This window comes from Undibacterium sp. RTI2.2 (assembly GCF_035018705.1).
Classification (GTDB): domain Bacteria; phylum Pseudomonadota; class Gammaproteobacteria; order Burkholderiales; family Burkholderiaceae_D; genus Undibacterium.
Map to the genome: position 1 here is coordinate 21,970 of NZ_JASJXN010000034.1, position 21,830 is coordinate 43,799.

Genomic DNA, 21,830 nt, shown 5'->3' on the forward strand with positions numbered 1-21,830 from the left:
GGCGAAGAGTTATTGAAAGATTTTGAAAAATAAAGGGAGTATGTGGGAAAATACCACCTAACGTCCAACAAACATATGGACGTAATAATATACACATAGCAGTATATTATTTCGCCTTAGACAATGGGATTGAACTGGTATTGAAATTGGTATCGAACCAAATTATTGTGAGACAGGAGGATTTTTATGCCAACAAATCTGCCAGTCCACGCCAGAAACCATCCGGAACATTGAGCAATAGCCAGGTCATTAGTAGGTAACGCAAAAATTTACCGATGGCCATGTACATCACGCTGGGCCAAAAAGGGAGTTTGAGCCACCCGGCCAAGGTGCAGATCGGATCGCCAATCCCTGGCAACCAGGCAAGTAACATCGTCTTAGCACCGAAGCGCCGGAGCCAGCGAAACCAAGTGGTATCGCGTTCCGCGGCAAACGCTTTTTTAGCGTAATAGCCCATCCAATAATCGACCACGCCACCCAAGGTATTGCCCACAGTGGCGACAAACATTACCGCCCAATATAAATTGGGATTCGCCTTAATTACAGCAAAAACAGCCGGTTCTGATCCCAGAGGTAATAAAGTCGCAGAGATAAAGCTAATCAAAAATACCGAAGTCAACCCGACCTCTGGCAGTGCCAATAAATTTAATAAACCATGAATCGCTGCCTCTATCATACTAATCCGATACTGTTGTAGTGCGTCTGTAGTGCTGTTATGGTGCCGTCGTGGTGCCGCGATGCTACTTAAACAGCGCTCTTGTGGCGCTGTTATGGTGTCTTAAATATGGCATCCATTATAATGACATGCTATTTACTATCGTTTTTGTACGCTATTTGCATGATTTCTATGCTTTTTTACTACCCCGACTAAGTCAAATCACCTCCAACATCACCTCCATGACGACCGATTATCTTAAAAAAATCCTGACAGCCCGCGTCTATGACGTGGCATTTGAAACACCGCTGGAATTTGCTCCTAGCTTGTCAGCTCGCATGGAAAACCGAATTTTGTTTAAACGCGAAGATATGCAAAGCGTCTTCAGCTTTAAGATACGCGGTGCGTACAACAAAATGGCACATTTGACCGCAGCACAATTAAAACGTGGGGTGATTTGTGCGTCTGCTGGCAATCATGCGCAGGGTGTTGCGATGTCTGCCGCCAAGCTCAATTGCAAAGCGGTGATCGTGATGCCAACCACCACGCCACCGGTGAAGATAGATGCGGTGCGTACGTTTGGCGGTAGCAATGTCGAAATCGTCTTGCATGGTGACTCGTATAGCGACGCTTATGCGCAGGCGGTTTTGCTGGAAAAGAAGCAGAAACTGACTTTCGTTCATCCCTTTGATGACCCTGATGTCATCGCCGGGCAAGGTACGGTGGGGATGGAAATTTTGCGTCAACATGCACAGCCTATCCATGCGATTTTTGTCGCGATTGGCGGCGGCGGCTTGATTTCTGGCGTTGCAGCCTACGTCAAAGCTGTGCGCCCGGACATCAAAGTCATCGGGGTGCAATCGGTTGATTCCGACGCTATGGCACGCAGTATCAAGGCTGGAAGGCGTATTACTTTAAACGACGTTGGCCTGTTCTCCGACGGCACAGCCGTCAAATTGGTCGGCGAAGAAACTTTCCGCATCACCAAAGAGCTGGTCGATGACATCATCCTGGTCGATACTGACGCAATCTGCGCGGCAATCAAAGACGTATTTCAAGACACACGCAGTATTTTAGAGCCCGCCGGTGCCTTAGCCGTTGCTGGCTGCAAAGCGTATATTGAATGCGCCAAAGCGAGCAAAAAACCGCTGAAGAATGAAACTTTAGTCACTATCGCTTGCGGCGCGAATATGAACTTCGACCGCCTGCGTTTTGTGGCAGAACGCGCTGAAGTCGGTGAAGCACGTGAAGCGGTTTTCGCGGTGACGATCCCGGAAGAACGCGGTAGTTTCCGCCGTTTTTGTGAACTGGTCGGCGCACGCAATGTGACGGAATTCAACTACCGTATCAGCGATCAAAAGGCCGCGCATATTTTTGTCGGCGTCCAGGTCAGTAACCGGGACGATTCCAGCAAAATCGCCAGGAATTTTGTCAAACAAGGCTTCCCTACGCTCGATCTGACACATGATGAATTAGCCAAACTGCATATTCGTCATCTGGTCGGCGGCAAAAGTGCGCTGGCTGAAAATGAATTACTGTACCGCTTTGAATTTCCAGAGCGTCCGGGCGCATTAATGCGCTTTTTAAATAGCATGGCACCGAACTGGAATATCAGCTTATTTCACTACCGCAACCACGGTGCAGATTACGGACGAACTTTAGTCGGTTTGCAGGTTCCAAAGAAAGAGATGAAGGCATTCAAAGAGTTCCTGAACTCACTAGGCTACCGCTATTGGGATGAAAGCAGCAACCCAGCCTATCAGTTGTTTTTGGGTTAATTCAACGATCTATAGTGATGCCAACCTTACAAAATTTGATGCTATGACAGAACCAAAACCAGACTCCAAGCAAAATTTACCGATCAAGCCAGCACCGCACTCCCCCGAGCAATCATTGTTGGGCAAGCCTGCGACCTATCAATCGGAGTACGACGCTAGTCTACTGTTTCCGATTGCGCGCGCCGGTAAGCGGGAAGAAATTGGCATTCATAACAGCACATTGCCCTTTTTTGGTCTGGATATCTGGAATGCCTATGAAGTCTCGTGGCTCAATTTGCGTGGCAAACCCCAAGTGGCAATTGCCACCATCAGCGTGCCGGCAGACTCGCCCAATATTGTTGAATCCAAATCCTTTAAGCTCTATCTCAACTCATTCAATCAAACCAAGTTAGCAGGTGCAGATGCTTTAATCAGTTTGCTACAAGCCGATTTGTCTGCCGGTTTCGGTGCGCCGGTGCATGTCACACTGACCTTGGCAGAACAGTTTGGACAATTAAAGATGCTTGAGTTGGAAGGTAGTTTACTGGACAGGTTAGATATTGAGGTCAGCAGCTACACACCGAATCCGTCCCTGCTACAAGCTAATCAAGAATCTGTACCAGTGGAAGAAACCTTAGTCTCTCATCTGCTCAAATCAAATTGCCTAGTGACCGGACAACCGGATTGGGGCAGCGTGCAAATCCGTTATGTAGGACCACAAATCGAGCAGGAAAGTCTGCTGCAATATCTGATCGGATTTCGCGACCATAACGAATTCCACGAACAATGCGTAGAGCGCATCTTCTGCGACATCATGCAGCATTGCAAACCGCAAAAATTATCGGTCTATGCGCGCTATACCAGACGCGGCGGACTAGATATTAATCCATGGCGTAGTAATTTCAGCACAGGTCAGAAGCCTCCCAACGCTAGAAATGCACGTCAGTAATTGACGCCAGTAAGGTACTCCAATAATGCTCATTGTTAAGGCATATCAATAATTTTTAATCTTAATTACCTCACTATGTTGAACTCTATTTTAAAAAAAACTAGTCTTTTTCTTTACTTCAGTATTGTGGGCGTCTGCGCAAGTGCTCCTGCAATGGCACTAGAAACGCCAGAAGTGCAATCCGCCAACGCTGCGGCAATAATGCCAGCACCTCAATCAGCAGAAGATATGAGCTGGTGGCAACGATTTAAATCTGACTCGGAAGCTAAAGCACATAAAATAATGGACGAAGGAGATTTATCCATTATGCTTTCTGGCTACGCACATCATGGCCGGGGTACTTACACGCGTGAGCGAATTGCCGAATTAAACGAAGATGCTTGGGGTATGGGTTTTAGCAAGCAAATCCGGGATGCTAAAGATAATGAAGAATCTTTGTATGCACTAGGCATTACCGACTCTCATTACAAACCACAACTGATGGCGGGCTATGCTTACCAGTGGATGAAACCTCTGGGGTCGCTTGAGGCGGGACTTGGATACACAACGCTGTTGATCAGCCGTGCCGACTACTTTCACCATTTTCCATTCCCTATCGTATTGCCGGTAGCATCAATCGGCACAAGAAGCAGCAAAATAATGGCGGCTTATGTGCCGCGCTTATCAAAAAATAAGGGAAATGGTGATGTACTGTTGGTATTCGTCCGATTTGATCTTAAGTAGTTGTGACACTGCCGTGCATCGGTTACATTAGCCAATAATTAATATTTCAGCCCCAGCCATATTGTTGTGAGTTCCATAGCCAAGTTAAGCAGTACGAAAAATGACATTGCTAATAGCAATGATTGGCAAGCTGCGCTGTTAGAACATCATCCAGACGCAATTTATGTGTTTATTGATGAGATGTTGGTCTATACCAACATCGCTGGTGTTACTTTGTTGAAAGCAGAATCCGCTACGCAAGTTCTGGGTAAAAAGGCAAACGAGTTTTTATTGCTTCCATTCGAACCGAGCGGTGCATCTCTGTCTGCGTCCTACTCCGCAACTCAGTCTTTAAGTCACTTACTAGATCAACAGCTAGTACTACAAGCAGATTGCGCTACGCAAATATGTCAGTGTAGACAAATGGATGGCGAATATCGACAGGTAGATGTACGTGGCGCGTATTTTTCATATCAATCCAAAGCCGCAATACAACTGGTGGTGCGAGAAAATAAAAACGTCTCCGCCTCTGATTTAGCAACTTCTGATTCAAACTCCCTCAAGTATGTAACCAGGCACAAATCTAGTCGTGTCCATGAAGCTTTGCATCACGAGAAAGAAATTCTCGAAATGATTGCTCTGGACAAACCGCTTGCACATATTTTGCAAGATGTTTGTGACCGCATGGAACGCTTGCTGGACAATGAGGCTCTATGTGCCATCATGATGTTTGATGAGCGTAATCAAAGCTTGCAACTAGGCGCAGCGCCATCGCTGCCTGCAGAATTTTGCGTCTCCATAGAATCACTTCCGATTGGTTTGCATAATGGATCGGGCCCGGCGGCAATCCACCACAACAGAATTATTGTGGTGGACGATATTGCACATAATCCGCTTTGGGAGCACGGTCGCAAACTAGCGCTTAAGCATGGCTTGCGCTCTTGCTGGTCAGTGCCAATCACCACGGCTTTTAATGTGGTGCTCGGAACGGTGGATATTTACCACCACACCAAACGTAGCCCTAGTGAGGATGAGCAAGCATTAATAAAAGATGCGACCGATCTGATTGCTTTAGCAATCGACAAAAAAAACATGGAGCAAAGTCTGGAAGAAAGCGAACAGCGCTACCGCTCTGTCGTCACTAATCTGACTGAAGGTATTATGGTGGTTGCTCCTGGTGGACAAATTCTGACTTGTAATCCCAGCGCCATGCGAATTTTAAAAATCAATTCGAATGATGCGCAAAATGCTGGTCGTCGTCATCGCTACTTCAAGCGCATTATCAACGAAGATGGCACAGAACAAAAAATGGGAGACGATTTAGTCTCCAAAGTGTTTCGTACCAATGTACCTATCCTGAATTTATCTATAGGGCTGGAACTGCGTGACCGTTCTATTGCCTGGTTAGTCGTGAATGTTTTACCGATCAGTCAAATCAGTAGTAAAGCAACGACTGCCGTCCTGATCTCATTTACGGACACCACAGAGGTCAGAGAAACTCAGCGCCAGTTGCAATATATCGCGTCCCACGATGCACTGACGGGCTTGCCGAACCGGCACCAACTCCATCAACGTTTGCAGCATGCTTTGTTTAATGCCAAGCATAATCAGCATAAAGTGGCCGTGTTATTTCTGGACTTGGACCGTTTTAAAAATGTGAATGACACCGCCGGACATGCAGCAGGGGATAGTCTGCTTAAAGACGTAGCGACCAGACTTAATTCCTGCATCCGGACCAGCGACATGCTGACGCGTTTAGGCGGCGATGAATTTGTGATTGTAGCCGAAGCGTTTGATACCGCTTTACATCTGAAAGAATTAGCCGAGCGGGTGCTGGCGCAAATGCGTGAGCCTTTCCTTATTGAGGGAAACGAATACCATCTCGGTACATCCATTGGTATTAGCATTTTTCCGCATGATGCTGACGATGCATTGACTTTACTGCGTAGCGCCGATTCCGCCATGTATTATGCAAAAGAGCTGGGACGAAATAACTACCAGTTCTTTACTACCGAACTGAATGTCCGCGCCCAGCATCGTTATACCTTGGAGAAAAACTTACGCCGTGCGCTAATAGAAGAAGAATTTTTGGTTTATTACCAACCCAAAGTCTGCTTGAGCACCTCACGCATACTGGGCGCAGAGGCACTGATACGCTGGCAAATGCCGGAATCTGGCTTGATTCCACCAACAGACTTTATCCCGATTTCAGAAGAAATTGGTTTGATTCTGCCTATTGGTCGCTGGGTTTTAGAACAATCCTGCAAACAGACCAAAGTATGGCGCGACACCCTCATCCCGGATCTGGTCGTCAGCGTCAATATTTCGCCACGTCAATTCCAAGATCCTGGTCTGGTGAAGTTTATCCATCAGGTATTAGAGGAAACCAGCCTACCAGCCAATGCGTTGCAACTAGAGATTACCGAAGGCTTATTAATGGGGGAAATTGACCTGTTGTTACCGGTATTTGCAGCGATTAAAAAATTGGGTGTGAGTATTTCTTTGGATGACTTTGGTACTGGATTCTCGTCACTGTCTTACCTGCAACGCTTCCCGATTGATAATCTGAAAATTGATCGTTCGTTTATCCGCGAGATTCCAGAAAATCAGGATTCTGTGATTTTGACGCACGCCATTATTGCGATGGCGAATGCGCTTGGCATGAGTGTTACCGCTGAAGGTGTAGAAAAAGCAGAGCAAATGTTTTTCCTGACGGAATCTGGTTGCCAGGAAATGCAAGGCTATTATTTTAGCAAGCCGCTGCCAAAAGACGAGTTTGAACAATTGCTAATTAGTCATACCCGCTAAACTGACCAAAGCTTTTCGTCATGCGGTCTTAAGCTTGCTTTAGAAGTTTTATCCGTTTTTCAACAATTTCTCTTAGCGTTTCTGTTAAAGCTTTTGTTAGTATTTTTGTCAATTAGGCAGACAAAGAAAAGAAGCCTATAATTTGCCAGATGCACCTCTTGTGCATCGCACCATTTTGCTGAAATACAGATCTTGCGTCATGACAAACATTGCGAAAATACTCCCCCTCTCCAACGTCTTACTGGACTTAGAAGTGTCCAGCAAAAAAAGAGCCTTTGAACAAGCTGGCCTGTTATTTGAAAATAATTGCAGTATTGCTCGCTCTACCGTCTCGGATAACCTGTTCGCCAGAGAACGTCTGGGTTCAACCGGGCTTGGTCATGGCGTTGCTATTCCGCATGGCCGCATCAAGGGATTAAAAGCACCGATTGCGGCATTCGTGCGTCTGGCAGAGCCGATTCCTTTCGAGTCTCCAGACGGACAAGCAGTCAGTATTTTAATTTTTCTGCTTATGCCGGACAATGTGATGCAGCAACATCTGGAGATATTGTCTGAAGTTGCTGAGATGCTATCCAATGAGGCATTTCGGGATACGCTCAATAGCGAAGCTAGTGCTGGTGCTATTTATGAAAAAATTATCGCCTGGCAGCCCAACCCACAATTTGTCTAGCATAGTAAAACAAAGCGCAAACCTGCGGTAATTGCGCTCTGTTGTCGTTCTTGTCCACGTCCCACCCATTGATTTTAATCAAGCTACCATGCCACTACTGACCGAACTGACCATACAAAAAATCTTTGATGACAATCGGGATGCAATGCAGTTAGGCTGGTTTGCCGGATTCTCAGGTGGTGACAAACAAATTACGGGCGACGCCACCTCTTCTGCGGATCAGGTTGGTCATCTTAACTTTATACATCCCGGGCGTATTCAGGTGCTAGGGCATCAAGAACTGGCCTACTTCCATCGATTACCATCGCATTCACGCGGTAATTTGATTAAAGAATTGATTGCCGGTGCGCCACCGGCACTGATCGTGGCACAAGGATTAGAAACGCCGCAAGCGATTCTAGCCACATGCGACGACAATAATATTCCCCTGTTTTCTACCCCCTTACCTTCTGCACAGGTAATCGATTTTTTACGCGTTTATCTGTCCAAAAAGCTGGCACAACGCACGACTATGCATGGCGTGTTTATGGATGTGCTTGGAGTTGGCGTATTAATCACAGGCGAATCTGGCCTGGGTAAAAGCGAACTGGGGCTGGAGCTGATCTCCCGCAGTCATGGACTGGTGGCAGATGATGCGGTGGAATTTTCGCGTATCGCTCCCAATATGATAGAAGGTCGCTGTCCGGAATTATTACAAAATTTACTGGAAGTACGTGGCCTTGGTCTGCTCGATATCAAAGCAATTTTTGGCGAAACCGCGGTGCGTCGCAAGATGCGCCTCAAGCTAATTGTGCATCTGGTCAAGCGCAGCACGCTGGAAGAAAATTATGAACGTCTGCCGATTGATTCTCCCAAGCAAGAAGTATTGGGATTGCCAATCCGCAAAGTTGTCATCCCTGTCGCTGCCGGCCGGAACATCGCGGTTTTACTAGAGGCCGCAGTACGCAACACCATATTGCAACTACGCGGCATCAATACATTAGAAGATTTTATGGAAAGACAACGTCGTGCCATGAATGAAGAGTCTAATTAATTGCTTCATTTCACTAGCAGATCCGCAAAATTGGTACGACATGGTATGAAGCAGACCCTATTTATTACGAATAGAGCTGTGATGTGGATATGCGATATGGCTATGGTGTTTCACATAAACTATTTTCATACTTGAAATGGATAAAATGTCACATAGCGACATGAATTAAATGCCAAAATATGGGTGCTTAATATCTACTCTTTTTGGCAATCATGCGCATCTTACTTATCTCTGGTATTTCTGGCTCCGGCAAATCGGTCGCCTTGAACGTGGTGGAGGACGCTGGATTTTATTGCGTCGACAACTTACCACCGAGCTTGCTACCGGGACTTATCAGCACCTTAATCAGCGAAGGCATTCAATCCACCGCGGTGGCAATTGATTCGCGCAGCGCGCATTTGCTCACCAGCTTGCCCAGCACAATACAAACACTCCGCAATGAGGGACATGAAGTAAAGATCTTGTTTTTAACGGCAAGCACTGAATCTCTGGTCGCACGATTTTCTGAGACACGCCGCACTCATCCTTTGTCTCATCGCTTGCAAAGAGATCACGCCATGGGCGACAGGCTTAGCCTAATGGAATGCATAAGGGAAGAAAGAGAAATTCTATCACCTATCCAACTGCTAGCGCATGTAATCGATACCTCCAGTCTTAGTGCAAATACCTTGCGCGATTGGGTGAAAACCGTGGTGCAAATTGAGCATGCCCCCCTTGTCGTGATGTTTGAATCTTTTGCATTTAAGATTGGGGTACCGCTGGATGCTGATTTTGTTTTTGATGTGAGAATGTTGCCCAATCCTCATTATGATATTCAGCTGCGCCTGTTAACCGGGCTGGATCTTCCGGTAATTGAATATCTTAACGGGCAAATGATGGTGCATGATCTGTATGAGGACATACGACGGTTCATTGAAAAATGGCTGCCATCGTTTAAAAGCGATAATCGTAGCTACCTGACAGTGGCAATTGGTTGCACTGGAGGCCAGCATCGTTCAGTCTATATGGTGGAGAAACTGGCAGAGTATTTTAAGAAAACTGAGCAAGTATTAGTCAGACATCGTCGTATAGGGTAAAAATATACTCCCCATGTGTATAATTTATTACCTATGTAATCATTGGCCGATAAGCTATTTTATTGAAATTCATAGAGGAGTATATTAAATCCGGTCTTAACTTATGTCTTAACTTTACTCTCAACTAAGGTCTTAATTTAAGCCTCAACTAAGACTTTTCACATCTTCTTTTTATCGCTTGCCATCGCAGCCCGGAAGTACAAACTCAGCAACTCCATGCAGGCGACAGCACAGCGATGCAAACTTAAGCCATCACCACACGCCGCATTTTCTGCGCCACATACGACAAGCTGGCGATCGTCAAGGCAACACAAACTCCTAGTGCAATCATGGTTACGACCATGCTCAAGGCCTCGCCTTTTAAGACTTTATTCATCATCTGGTTTTGTGCCAGTACCGGAACCCAGCGGAACCAGGTCGGTTCTGGTCCGGTTGAAAATAACATCATCATCGGTACCATGTTCACCACAAGAATAAACATTTGATTACGGACTTGGGCTTCTTTATAGCTTTTACAATCTAGCGCAATCGCTACCTGCACGGCTGCCAGACTAGCGGCTAAGGGCAACAAGACCAATAAGAATCCCATTGCATCTTTGACCCCGAACTGGAATAAAGCCCGTAAGGTCTCATTGCGTATCAGCCATTGCGATGGAAAAAAACTCAGTACCGTCAGCACCACAACTAACATACTGACCGTCGCCACCGCGCCCCATTTGCCGACCGCCAATTGCCATCCAGAGACTGGGTTCATCATCAATGGCTCCAGCGATCCACGCTCGCGCTCGCCAGCGGTGGCGTCAATCGCGGCGTACATGCCGCCCATCAAAATTGCCATTAACATCGCCATCGGCAACATGCTGGTAATGCTGTCTTTACGCTCTTCGGGGCGGCTTAAATAACGCTCTTTCACTTCAATCAATTGCAAGATTTCTGGCGATACACCCCGCATCATTAAGCTCATCACCGCGCCTTCCTGGGTATAAGCATCTAAAATTCTTTTCAGCGGTCGTAAACCAAATTCAGCTTGTTTGTTCGACGTGTCATAGGCGATTTCTAAAGTCACTTTTTGACCCGCTGCCAGCTTTTCATCGAAACCATCCGGGACCAATAACACGGGCTGATCCAATTCTTTACTACGGGATTTGGCGACATAATCTGCCGGTGCAGGCTTGACTTTATAACCTTGGCGCAAAATGAAATTTTCTAAGCTGGGCGCATTGTTGATACCAACTACCAACACGGATCTTTTCTCTTCTTGCGACTCCACTTGCGACAAGACCTCGGACATAATGACCAGCAGCATTGGCACTAAAAATAGCGAGCTAAAAATGACGATGAGCAAGGCACGGCGGTCACGCATAGCATCCATCATTTCTTTACGAAAAATAGCAAGCATGGCTTTCATCAGTATGTCCTCTCAGTCGCTATTACTGAACTAATTTCTGAATTAATTTCTAAATTAATCGCTGGCTTAGTTGCTGAACTAATTGCTGAATTAGTGTCACGATTTAAAAACGCTAGCTTGACAAACGCGTCTTCAAAATTCGGCTCCTCCGCTTGCTGTAACAATTCCGCCACCGTGCCTTTCGCCACATTGCGCCCTTGTGCAACGATCACTACCTGATCGCACAAACGTTCAACTTCTTGCATGATATGAGTAGAAAAAATGATGCACTTACCGCCACCTTCCGGTGACCTTAGCCAGCGTAAAAAATCACGCAGTGCCCGGGTGGCAACCACGTCCAGACCATTGGTTGGTTCGTCCAGAATAATATTTTTAGGGTTGTGAATTAAAGCCCGCGCTAGAGCAGTTTTCATTCTCTCGCCCTGACTAAATCCATCGGTACGCCGGTCCAGTAATGCCGTCATCTCCAGCCAATGAGCAAGCTGATCAGTGCGTTGTTCAATCAAACTACGCGACATGCCATGCAAGGTGCCGTAGTAAAAAATATTTTCACGTGCGGTTAAACGTGGATACAGTCCACGCGCATCGGACAAAATACCCATATTGGATTGTGTGCCTTGCTGACCGGCTCTGACCTTAATACCGTCAACTGTAATCTCGCCACGATCAGATTCCAGCAGCGACGCTACCATACGCAGAGTTGTCGTTTTGCCGGCACCGTTAGCGCCTAACAAGCCAGTAATCGCGCCATCGCTTGCGGCAAAACTAACGCCATCAACTGCCTTCACCATTTCTTGCTGACGCTTACCAAAATTGAGGTTGAAGGCAAATTTTGGCTTACCCTGACGTACAAAGGCTTTGTGTAAATCATGGACGATGATCATGGTTTAGCTCCTTGCGGCGCTACTGTTTCTGGCATCGGCGTGGTGGGCAAAGTAATAGTCGGCGTAATAGACGGAACCTGCCACGCTAACGGTCGCGGGATCTGGTGTACACATTTCGCATCGACCTTAATCGCGTCCTGATCTTCTTTGGCATTGAAGTAGCGATACACCACATCACGCACACATCCTTGCGATAACAAACCATGGCCTGCATTGTCCATCGTGATGTGGCGAGCATTTGCACCAAGCGCTTTAGCGACGCTGTTGCCATGGCGGGTAGGGGTTACCGGATCGATGCCGCCACTGAGCAACAAAACCGGTGCCGGGCTGACTGGAATGGTATAAAAAGCTGGCGGAATTACGGCATGCGGCCAATTGGCACAGATCGCCCCATACATGCCGTCCATGAGTTTTTCAAAATCATCGCTAGCGGGTTTCAATATTGGATGTGCATACGCTTCACCACACCAGACTGAAAAATGCATACCATAAGCAATGCCCAAAGGAGAAGGCAAACCCAGTGCGCCGCTTAAGGTAATCAGGGGCGCATAATTAGCTTGCTCCGCCTGCGTCAACGCGTAGGGTAAAGCGGCTGCACTGGTAGGCGCATACAAAGTTTTATGCACCAAACTCAGCAAGGTATTGCGACTGATCGTGACCGGGATTTTATTGCCCAGACGTGGATGTATTACCGTGGTGGATTGCGGCAGACTCGCTAATAATTTTTTCCAGCGCGCGGCCAGATCAGGATAAGCCTTGTTGCAACGCGCATCTTTAGCACAATCTGCGAAGACGCCGTCTAGGGCCTTTTGCGCGTCGGCAGCAGGCAAGCGCATGTCGGGCGGCACGACGCCATCAATCACTAAACGCCGGACAGATTGTGGATATTGGCGCAAAAATTCTAAGCCGACTCGCGTCCCGTAGGATGCACCAACCAAATTGATTTTTCCGTAAGCCTGGCTAAGCCGCACTGCCTCCAAATCTTGTACTGCAATGCTGGTACTAAAAAACCGCAAGTCACCATAGGGCAAGGCCTGCAACTTCTTCAGGCAAGCAAGTGCTAACTTTACGGTACCGTTGGTATCTGCCAGATCGCCACCGCTCTCTAGCTCTGGACATTGCAGCGGTGCGCTTTGCCCTGTCCCGCGCTGATCGACAAAGACCAAATCACGGCGACGATTTAAACGCCCTAATACTGTCTTCCCCCAAGCCGCAGCATTGATGGCACTTTGCCCCGGTCCGCCTGCGAGGACAAAGACCGCATCACTTAATTTGTTTTTATCTTGCGAGGGCACCACAACGAAATGCACAGTAATTTTTTTACCTGCGGGCTGAGCAGGGTCAAGCGGACGCTGAATCTGACCACATTGCACCTCTTGCGGATAATCAGCAATACGGCAAGAGCTGGTCTTGACTCTAGCGGTCATTTCAGCAAGAGTTTGCGCTGATACTTCAGCTGACACTTGCGCTGACAATTGAGCTGATGTAGCAACAGAATTCACCAGCATGAAGGCAAGGCCAAAACCCATACGACAACTGAGATTAGCGACGGAGTTAAGCGAGTTCATCTGTTTTAAATTTCTAAAAATAGTATTGTAGATGTTGCGGCATTTGTAAAAAGCAAGCCTACAAGATCAAGAGCTTTTATTTACGATTTTTGCAGCGCAGACCCTAAGTTTGCACTGCTCGTATTCAATTCGGCAAGCTTGCGATGAAATCTCTTTTAATACGATGAAACATCATAAAACTCGGATCAAAATACCGGCATCAAAGTTCCAGTAAATATTTTTTCACAGGCGCTGGTAAAGCGGCTTGTCCCACCTGCCTTAAATCCAGCCAGACATAACGCGATTCGGCGACTTGGGATGCGAGCTGCGCCAGATTAAATTGCAGCACTTGCGCATGTAATTTGAAGTGGGTAAACCCATGTAAAAATCCTGGCAATTGCCGGATATCTGTCACTTCCCCAAATTGATTTGCTACTTGTTTTGCCGCCAAACTTTGCTCTGGCAAAGTGCTGCTAAAGTCCAGCAAATCACCCATGGGACTGTCGGGATTTAATTCCTGCATGCCGTCCAGTTCGGGCAGCGATAACAAGCCGCCCCAGATGCCGCTGTCAGGCCGTTGCTCCAGCAAGACTCGTCCCTGATGCCGTAGCACCAGCATCAAAGTATGCTTTTCTTTTGGTTCTTTTTTCGGTTTGCGGGTTGGCAATTCAGCGGTGCGGCCTTGTGCATAAGCGACGCAAGATGCTTGCAAAGGACAGCGCGGGCAATCAGGGCTGCTGCGGGTACACAGCGTCGCGCCTAAATCCATCAAACCTTGTGTGTAGGCCTGGATATCCGTTTCTGGCAACAAGGCTTGTGCACGCAGCCATAAATCGTCTTCTATCGTCTTAATCCCCGGATAACCGGCAATCCCGAATACCCGGGCAAAAACCCGTTTGACATTGCCATCCATAATCGCCGCACGGGTACCGTAAGAGAACGCCGCCACCGCTGCCGCAGTGGAGCGACCAATCCCGGGTAATTGCTGCAATAAAGCAGGGTCTGACGGAAACTGCCCGGCATAATTCGCCACCACATCCTTGGCACATTGGTGCAAATTGCGCGCCCGGGTGTAATAGCCCAAGCCACTCCAGTGCGCCATCACCTCTTCAGCAGGCGCAGCGGCTAAGGCAAACACCGTCGGAAAACTCTCTAAAAACCGCTGATAGTAAGGGATCACCGCCGCCACCTGGGTCTGCTGCAACATAATTTCAGACAACCAGACGCGATAAGCGTCCCGGCTCTGCTGCCAGGGCAAATGATGCCTGCCATGCTGTTTTTGCCACGCAATCACGGCATGAGAAAAGCTGGGGTCGTGGTACTTGGATGCCACCTGATCCGGCATAGCCGGCGAATTGGGCGGAATGGACTTAGCAGTGGTGCGAGGTTTCATTGAACTGGTTCTAAAAATAATCTGCGATGAGTATAAAAGCTTTTTTTGGAAACTTTCTGTCAAATGTAAAAACGATTTCCAACCGAGACTTTCTATTGGGGTTTGAGTTGATGACGGATACACTTTTCTAGTGCAATTTACTTATCGCGGTTAAGCTACTGCCTCGGCGGCTTTTTAAACATAGCTCGTGCAGACATATTAAACATACTCCCTATATGTATTTATTAATCGTCCATATATTAATTGGACAATACGGTATTTATATTAATTTTTAAGGGGAGTATATTAAAACCCTCAACATAAAATAATTAAAAAAAACTAATCGTCAGCATAAGACTGGCCAGACAAGTTGGGCTAATCCAATCAGCAGTCGGAAGACTCGAGCAATTACCCTCCCCCGTATCAAACTGGTGTAGAAACCATATCAAGTTGAGGCAATGCTCGAGTCAATTTCAGCCGATTACTGCCTGCGATGGCAGATGCTGAAAATAAAGGCAAATTTAGTCGAAAAATCCGCATCTCTGCTTGCAAAGAAAGATGAAGCCGAGGATAATCCGCGCTTCGATTCTCCAAGTCCTCGGATGAATAAAAAAGCCCGCTTTCATCAGCGGGCTTTTTTCATCTTTAATATCGTGGACTTAGCAGATTAATAAGAATTTGTTGCTGTACTAGATTTTGCTCAATGAAAAATAATTCAACTGACTCCACTCGTATCACTCTTCAAAAAAGCGCATCCACTCTCACGCTAGGGATTAAAAGCCGTCCTGCCAAAGACGCGTCAGCCATGCAACATCCGGGTTCGGCGCAAGTGCAGACCAAGATGATTGCGGTACAAACTGCGGTACACGAACAAATTCTTAGCGATGCCACACCAACCATTATCACGGCACCGGTGACTGTGATTACCAAACGCCGCTCGAAATTAGCGCCAGCTTTGCCACAAGTATTACCGGAAGTAATTGCAGAAGCAGAACATAGTGCCGCGACTGAGAAAGCCGCTAGTGCTGACACCGATGCAAACATCACCATCGTTACCGAGCCAACGACTGCGGAAGATGCGCCGTTACCAGCCAACATGGGGATGTCGGCTAAACTTATCGTCCCTGCACCAGAAGTCATCGCCGAGATCAGCGATGCGCTTGCCATGTTTGAGCCTGCAGTAGCGAGCAGTTTGCCGCAGACCACGCCAGCCACGCCATTGCTGGCAGAACCAGCAGAAGCGATGGCGAAAGCAGTAACGGTCATTGACGAGCCGTTTGCAGATTACTACGCAGCCAGCACGACTTCAGACAACAAACCACCTGTCGTCGTAATCAAGAAATCGGGCTCACGCTTATTGAAAAAAACACTGGATAAGACTGCAGAAGCATCTGTATCGAGCGGACAAAATACAGAAAATCTTAGCGATCAAACCAGTGTTGAAATTAAGCCAGACGCTGCCAATTCCAATGCGATAGCAGGATCGACAACAAAACAGGGCGCGAGCAATGTCAGTATCAGTGAAAAACGTGCGCCGCGTGTGTGGACCCAAGCTAGCCCGGCAAAAGTAGCAACGCCGCCAAAACCGGTCTTGCAGTCGATGTCCGATGGAAGACCCGATGCGAAGCGAGAAAAATTAGCCGTCGCACCAGTCACCATCATATCGCCGACCTCGGCAATGTCAGTAACACCGGCGGCATCTGTGTCGCCAACAGTATCAGCGGCATCGACAATATCAGCAGCCTCAGCAGCATCCAAACTGTCCGCGTTAGAGAGCATAGATACCTCAAGCTACACTTTTCCAAGCGTCAAAGAAGCCGCTAAACGTGGTCGTAAGCCTAGCGAATTTCAATTCGAGAATGAAGAAATCCGCGCCTTAAACGCGGTTGAATCTGCTGAACTAAAATCCGTCGCCAGAGCAAAAGCCAGAAAAGCCGGCACCGGCAACTCAGGTAGCGCCAACGCGGCAAGATCAGCAGAACAGTTAGAGCATTATCGTAAAAAACTCACCAAGCTCATCAATATCGGCAAAGATCGCGGCTACCTCACGCATGCCGAAATCAATGACCATTTGCCAGAAGATGTGTCTGATCCAGAAATGGTTCAGAGCATCATCAGTACACTCAACGACATGGGTGTGGCAGTGTACGACCGCGCACCCGATGCGACCTTATTGCTGCTGACAGACAGCGTCAACAATGCCGTCAGCGATGATGAGGCAGAAGCCACCGCAGCCGCAGCCCTGTCAACCGTCGATGCCGATTTTGGTCGCACCACCGACCCTGTGCGTATGTACATGCGTGAAATGGGTGGCGTTGAATTGCTAACGCGCAGCGGCGAAATAGAAATCGCCAAGCGCATTGAAGATGGCTTGAAAGATATGCTGCAAGCCATTTCTGCCTGCCCAAGCACGATTGCAGAACTGCTAGCCATCGCAGAAAAAATCGCCAAGGATGAAACTAAGATCGACGACATTGTTGACGGCTTGATGGACCCCAACGCGAATGAAGATCTGATTCAGGCTGCCATTGTCAGCAACGTCAGCAGTGACGAGCAAGATGATCAGGAGGATGAAGACGAAGAGGATGCCGTCAGCAATGACGCGGTGAGCGAAGAGCAATTGCTGCAACTTAAAAATACCGTCTTGTTAAAACTTGCCGTGATCGCTGCTCAGTTTGAGAAAATGCGTAGCGCCAAGAATACCAATGACGCGGTCTATGTCAAAGCACAACAAAGCATCGCGCAAGAATTATTAGGCATCCGTTTTTCAGTCAAGACGATAGAAAAACTATGCGACACCTTACGCAAACAGATGTTGGAACTGCGTCAGATCGAGAAAAAAATTCAGGATTTATTAGTCAACAAATGTGGCATGCCGCGCCAGCACTTTATTGCCAGTTTCCTCGGCAACGAGACCAATACCAAATGGTTAGAGGATGAAATGGACGCAGGGCAGCCATATAGCCTGCTAATCCATCGTCATGTCCATGCCGCCAATGAGCTGCAACAAAAACTTATCACGCTGGAAGAAAAAGTCGCATTGTCTCTAAGCGATCTGCGCAAAATTAATAAGCAAATGATCGCAGGTGAGAAGCGCGCAGCCGATGCCAAGCGTGCGATGACAGAGGCGAATTTGCGTCTGGTTATTTCTATCGCCAAGAAATATGTTAACCGTGGTTTGCAATTCCTTGATCTGATCCAGGAAGGCAATATCGGCTTACTCAAAGCGGTCGATAAGTTTGAATATCGTCGCGGCTATAAGTTCTCTACCTATGCAACCTGGTGGATACGTCAGGCGATTTCCAGAGCGATTGCGGATCAGGCGCGCACGATCCGCGTACCTGTTCACATGATAGAAACCATCAATAAAATGAATCGCATCAAGCGTCAGTTGATGCAAGAAAATGGCCTGGAACCTGACCCGGCAATCATTGCCGAGAAGATGGAAATGTCCGAAAGCAAAGTGCGCGAAATCATGAAGATCGCCAAAGAACCGGTATCCATGGATACACCGATCGGTGACGATGGCGACTCACAATTAGGCGACTTTATTCAGGATAACAATACGCTGTCACCCATGGCCGCCGCCATGCAAGCCTCGGTACAAGAAAAACTCAAAGAAGTATTAGACTCACTCAGCCCGCGCGAGGCCAAGGTCTTGCGGATGCGCTTTGGTCTGGAGATGGCAACGGATTACACTTTGGAAGAGGTCGGCAAACAATTTGAAGTCACGCGTGAGCGCATACGCCAGATCGAAGCCAAGGCGATGAAAAAATTACGCCACCCTTCCCGCTCGGATCAATTAAAGAGTTTGCTGGAGAATCATTGATCGGCTTGCGATTGATGTTGAAACAGAGCTTGAAATTGCGGTTGAAATTGCAGTTGAGTTTTTCTTACACTTTAGGGCCTGCAATCTTGAGTCCCCGCAATCAAGATCGCTAGGCTAACTCAAGGTCAAACAAGGACTTATTGAGCATACTCCCCCGCATTTTTCATAAATATGACCTATCGTCCAGATAACCTCTGGACGATTAAATATACTCACTAAGAGTATATTCAAAAACAGATCTATATCATGGGATTTGGCAGTTGATGATTGACTGCTACTTATTTGCTACTCAATGCAAGCTTGATTCCAAAAGAGACGAACATCGCGCCAATTAGGCGATTGAGCCAGGCTGAGACCGTCTTATTCACGCGCACACGCTGGCTGGCTAGTGCAGTCGAGACTGCTAAAAAGTGACACCACAGCATGCCGTTGAAATTAAAAATACAGCCCAGCACAATAAACGCCAGCGCTTTATTCGATGCCGATGCTGCGATAAATTGCGGTACAAAAGCTAGAAAAAATACCGCTACTTTTGGGTTCAGCACGTTGGTCAAAAAACCTTGCTGGAATATTGTCTTGTAACCCAAGTCGGGTGACTTTGTTACAGGGGTATCAAGTTCGCTGGCAGTTACGCTTTTTGCCAGCAGAAGCCCAACTCCGACGTACAACAAATACGCTGCGCCGATTAACTTGACGATCATAAAAGCCGCAGCAGAGCTTGCCAGTACTGCCGACAAACCCATTGCTGCGGCAAAAATATGCACAAAAGTACCGGTGCCAATTCCTAAAGCCGCAGCAGAACCAGCACGCCAGCCCTGGCTGGCACTGCGCGTCATGATCAGCAAAGAATCGGGGCCGGGGACAAGATTAAGCAACAGGCCAGAGACAATAAATAACGCGAGATCTTGAGTACCAAACATGATTAAAGCTCGTGTTAAGTTAGTAATAGGATTTACGCAAAAACCAAAACCCCTCACCACAGAGGCACAGAGGAACAACCGAGGAAGAGAAATGCAAGTTTTCGCTGTTCTCTTGGTTTTCTCTGTGGCTCTGTGCCTCTGTGGTGAGAGGTCTCGATGTTTCAACTCCAGCCATTTGATTCCCTATGAATGGTCGCAAGTAGCTTTCCGTATTTGCGTAAGTCCTAAGAATGTTTTAACGCGCTCACCATCAATCAGCGATATTAAGCAACCTTGAGTGCGCTCAATTCTGCTAAAAGCGCATTTTTCAAATTCAATTCTAAGGCGCTCAAGGCTTTCTTTTTAGCGTCCATCTCGGCTTGCATCGCTTCAAAAGAACTAATTTTTTCTTCCAGACTATCGGTCGCTACATGAATGCGCTGTATCGACTGCATACGATTTTTGAGCTGACCTTTGTGCTCGCGGATTTGCGCCTCTAGCGGTGCCATGACGACTTTTTGCCACGCCTCTACATCCCGGTTCGCCTGTAAAAAACTTTGCTTCACGCGCGCTGCAATAGAATCAAAAAATTTCTGCATCAGCGCAACCTGTGACGTCGTCAGCAAGGTCATAGTACTAAATTGCTTCTGGAATACAGCCTCGACTGAAGCGACTTCCTGAATGTATTTGTCTAAAGAGAATGACATCGGCGCGGACAAGGCAAGACCATGCTCAGTCGAAAACTTTCTGTACATGATGGTCATCATTTCAGAAATCTCATCCGTCTTTTTATTCGACGCCTGCAGGTTAAATTTAATGTTACTAAAGAACTGTTTGACGGCATCTTTCAGGCCAGTAGAAAATTTACTCTTCTGCATGGCTTCTCTGGATTTACGAATTTCTTCACGCAAAATATCCATACCCAAGCTGGTGTATACCTCGGTCGATAAGCGGGTGAATACGGCACGTGTTCCTTGCATCTTGATCAGGCTGGCATCGAATTCTTTTTTCTCTGCATCGATCCGGCGCATCATGTGTTCAATCACGTTGATGTTCTTGCCGCGCAAACTTTTCAGCTCCATCATTTGCTCTACCACGCTGCGAGTACGGGCAGAAATAATCGCTTGCTGCGCACCGGTGATTTCATTGATATCCGTCGTCATCTGGGCACGGATGATGTCTTGCTTAGAGGGGATCAGTTCTTTCGATAGTGCATATTCCAAGGTAGGCAGACGGCTCTTAGCTAACAACGGCGCATCTTTGTTGATTTTAGCGACCAGGCCTTTTTGCGCTGACACCGGGAAAATTTGTTTTTCATCCAGCGATAAATTATGTGCAACAGTACTGATCTGATGTTTGATTTGTGCTTCTATCTCGTCTGCAGTGCGCAGCTCATCCCACATGCTATCAATCTTATTGAGCACGACCATACGGCCAGGACCGCCGCCAATATGATTGCGCCAGACGTCAATATCGCTTTTAGTAACGCCGGTATCGGCAGCCAGAATAAACAATACGGCATGCGCGTTGGGGATTAAATTCAGTGTCAGCTCAGGCTCGGTACCGATTGCGTTTAGGCCTGGAGTATCGACAATGATCAAACCTTCTTTGAGCAATGGGTGCGGGAAATTCACAATCGCATGACGCCATTGTGAAATCTCGACCAGGCCATTTTCATCAATTTCTAAAGCAGCATCAGGATCGTCTTCATCAAACAAACCGTAGGATTTGGCTTCTTCTATCGATACCCGTTTGGTCAGGCTCACTTGTTTAAAAGCCTCTAGCATGCCATCCCCAGAGCTGATATTCAGCGGCAATACTGTCCAGACATGGTGCTGGCCTTTGTAGTCGCTAGTGGATTGTGCTTCTTTGCGGGTTTCTATAGGCAACAGGCGGATGCATGGTGGAATAGTCTCGTCATACAACAACTCAGTTGGACACATCGTAGTACGCCCGGCGGACGATGGCAAAATGCGCTGTCCGTAATCCGCGAAAAAAATCGCGTTAATTAATTCTGATTTGCCGCGTGAAAATTCTGCAACAAAAGCGATGGTTAGTTTGTCATCGACCAATCTTTCCAGCAACCGCGAGATGCGCTGATCACTGGCGGCATCGGCCATATCCGATCCATGTATCCATGCGCGATACTGCTCTAACGCACTCACGACACCTTTGCGCCAGTCACTGTATTCCTGGAATTTTTGAACCAGATTGCTCATGTTGCCCTCAAATAATTATTAT

General features: G+C 47.3%; 16 protein-coding genes. 9 read left to right on the top strand and 7 right to left on the bottom strand.

The window, feature by feature from the left end:
* Positions 1-184 precede the first annotated feature (184 nt).
* Positions 185-676: a YqaA family protein gene (locus QN395_RS16325; RefSeq protein WP_322121195.1), complete on the bottom strand. Its 492-nt coding sequence runs from the start codon at positions 674-676 to the stop codon at positions 185-187.
* 212 nt (positions 677-888) lie between these two features.
* Here QN395_RS16325 and ilvA point away from each other — a divergent pair, with 212 nt between their 5' ends.
* The 7 genes from ilvA (at position 889) to rapZ (ending at position 9,650) form a co-directional block, all read left to right on the top strand.
* On the top strand, positions 889-2,433 hold the full coding sequence (gene ilvA / locus QN395_RS16330; protein ID WP_323491871.1) for a threonine ammonia-lyase, biosynthetic: 1,545 nt from the start codon (positions 889-891) through the stop codon (positions 2,431-2,433).
* Between the two features lie 43 nt (positions 2,434-2,476).
* A complete protein-coding gene (gene queF, locus QN395_RS16335) occupies positions 2,477-3,361 on the top strand; it encodes an NADPH-dependent 7-cyano-7-deazaguanine reductase QueF (protein WP_322121194.1) in 885 nt (294 codons plus the stop codon).
* Between the two features lie 153 nt (positions 3,362-3,514).
* Complete coding sequence (locus tag QN395_RS16340) at positions 3,515-4,084, top strand: hypothetical protein (protein WP_323491859.1); 570 nt, start codon at positions 3,515-3,517, stop codon at positions 4,082-4,084.
* A gap of 66 nt (positions 4,085-4,150) precedes the next feature.
* The gene (locus tag QN395_RS16345; protein ID WP_322121192.1) at positions 4,151-6,871 is read left to right on the top strand and encodes a putative bifunctional diguanylate cyclase/phosphodiesterase; all 2,721 of its coding nucleotides are present in this window, start codon (positions 4,151-4,153) and stop codon (positions 6,869-6,871) included.
* A gap of 199 nt (positions 6,872-7,070) precedes the next feature.
* A complete protein-coding gene (locus QN395_RS16350) occupies positions 7,071-7,541 on the top strand; it encodes a PTS sugar transporter subunit IIA (protein WP_322121191.1) in 471 nt (156 codons plus the stop codon).
* Positions 7,542-7,629: 88 nt separating this feature from the next.
* The gene (gene hprK, locus QN395_RS16355) at positions 7,630-8,574 is read left to right on the top strand and encodes an HPr(Ser) kinase/phosphatase (RefSeq protein WP_322121190.1); all 945 of its coding nucleotides are present in this window, start codon (positions 7,630-7,632) and stop codon (positions 8,572-8,574) included.
* Between the two features lie 212 nt (positions 8,575-8,786).
* The gene (gene rapZ, locus QN395_RS16360) at positions 8,787-9,650 is read left to right on the top strand and encodes an RNase adapter RapZ (RefSeq protein WP_322121189.1); all 864 of its coding nucleotides are present in this window, start codon (positions 8,787-8,789) and stop codon (positions 9,648-9,650) included.
* Between the two features lie 244 nt (positions 9,651-9,894).
* On the opposite strand, the gene QN395_RS16365 is transcribed toward rapZ, so the two are convergent.
* The 4 genes from QN395_RS16365 to mutY form a co-directional block, all read right to left on the bottom strand.
* Positions 9,895-11,058, bottom strand: a complete 1,164-nt coding sequence (locus QN395_RS16365; RefSeq protein ID WP_322121188.1) for an ABC transporter permease — start codon at positions 11,056-11,058, stop codon at positions 9,895-9,897.
* Positions 11,058-11,942 (bottom strand): ATP-binding cassette domain-containing protein, encoded by an 885-nt coding sequence (locus tag QN395_RS16370; RefSeq protein WP_322121187.1) that lies wholly within the window; start codon positions 11,940-11,942, stop codon positions 11,058-11,060. The genes QN395_RS16365 and QN395_RS16370 overlap by 1 nt, the downstream gene beginning before the upstream one ends.
* Complete coding sequence (locus QN395_RS16375; RefSeq protein ID WP_323491858.1) at positions 11,939-13,510, bottom strand: alpha/beta hydrolase; 1,572 nt, start codon at positions 13,508-13,510, stop codon at positions 11,939-11,941. The genes QN395_RS16370 and QN395_RS16375 overlap by 4 nt, the downstream gene beginning before the upstream one ends.
* A gap of 199 nt (positions 13,511-13,709) precedes the next feature.
* On the bottom strand, positions 13,710-14,834 hold the full coding sequence (gene mutY, locus QN395_RS16380) for an A/G-specific adenine glycosylase (protein WP_322121687.1): 1,125 nt from the start codon (positions 14,832-14,834) through the stop codon (positions 13,710-13,712).
* A 485-nt stretch (positions 14,835-15,319) separates the two neighbouring features.
* On the opposite strand from mutY, the gene QN395_RS16385 reads away from it, so the two are divergent.
* Positions 15,320-15,532, top strand: a complete 213-nt coding sequence (locus QN395_RS16385) for a hypothetical protein (RefSeq protein WP_322121185.1) — start codon at positions 15,320-15,322, stop codon at positions 15,530-15,532.
* 1,007 nt (positions 15,533-16,539) lie between these two features.
* Positions 16,540-18,690, top strand: a complete 2,151-nt coding sequence (rpoD, locus tag QN395_RS16390) for an RNA polymerase sigma factor RpoD (protein ID WP_322121686.1) — start codon at positions 16,540-16,542, stop codon at positions 18,688-18,690.
* 278 nt (positions 18,691-18,968) lie between these two features.
* Here the strand turns inward: rpoD and QN395_RS16395 are convergent, their stop codons facing one another.
* A complete protein-coding gene (locus QN395_RS16395; protein ID WP_322121184.1) occupies positions 18,969-19,610 on the bottom strand; it encodes a LysE family translocator in 642 nt (213 codons plus the stop codon).
* A gap of 263 nt (positions 19,611-19,873) precedes the next feature.
* A complete protein-coding gene (locus tag QN395_RS16400; RefSeq protein WP_322121183.1) occupies positions 19,874-21,808 on the bottom strand; it encodes a dynamin family protein in 1,935 nt (644 codons plus the stop codon).
* Between the last annotated feature and the right edge of the window lie 22 nt (positions 21,809-21,830).

Coding starts and splice junctions, on each gene's coding strand:
- QN395_RS16325 (WP_322121195.1), bottom strand. CDS start 676: ATGATAGAGGCAGCGATTCATGGTTTATTAAATTTATTGGCACTGCCA.
- queF (WP_322121194.1), top strand. CDS start 2,477: ATGACAGAACCAAAACCAGACTCCAAGCAAAATTTACCGATCAAGCCA.
- QN395_RS16340 (WP_323491859.1), top strand. CDS start 3,515: ATGGCACTAGAAACGCCAGAAGTGCAATCCGCCAACGCTGCGGCAATA.
- QN395_RS16350 (WP_322121191.1), top strand. CDS start 7,071: ATGACAAACATTGCGAAAATACTCCCCCTCTCCAACGTCTTACTGGAC.
- hprK (WP_322121190.1), top strand. CDS start 7,630: ATGCCACTACTGACCGAACTGACCATACAAAAAATCTTTGATGACAAT.
- rapZ (WP_322121189.1), top strand. CDS start 8,787: ATGCGCATCTTACTTATCTCTGGTATTTCTGGCTCCGGCAAATCGGTC.
- QN395_RS16365 (WP_322121188.1), bottom strand. CDS start 11,058: ATGAAAGCCATGCTTGCTATTTTTCGTAAAGAAATGATGGATGCTATG.
- QN395_RS16370 (WP_322121187.1), bottom strand. CDS start 11,942: ATGATCATCGTCCATGATTTACACAAAGCCTTTGTACGTCAGGGTAAG.
- QN395_RS16375 (WP_323491858.1), bottom strand. CDS start 13,510: ATGAACTCGCTTAACTCCGTCGCTAATCTCAGTTGTCGTATGGGTTTT.
- mutY (WP_322121687.1), bottom strand. CDS start 14,834: ATGCCGGATCAGGTGGCATCCAAGTACCACGACCCCAGCTTTTCTCAT.
- QN395_RS16385 (WP_322121185.1), top strand. CDS start 15,320: ATGCTCGAGTCAATTTCAGCCGATTACTGCCTGCGATGGCAGATGCTG.
- rpoD (WP_322121686.1), top strand. CDS start 16,540: ATGTCAGTAACACCGGCGGCATCTGTGTCGCCAACAGTATCAGCGGCA.
- QN395_RS16395 (WP_322121184.1), bottom strand. CDS start 19,610: ATGTTTGGTACTCAAGATCTCGCGTTATTTATTGTCTCTGGCCTGTTG.
- QN395_RS16400 (WP_322121183.1), bottom strand. CDS start 21,808: ATGAGCAATCTGGTTCAAAAATTCCAGGAATACAGTGACTGGCGCAAA.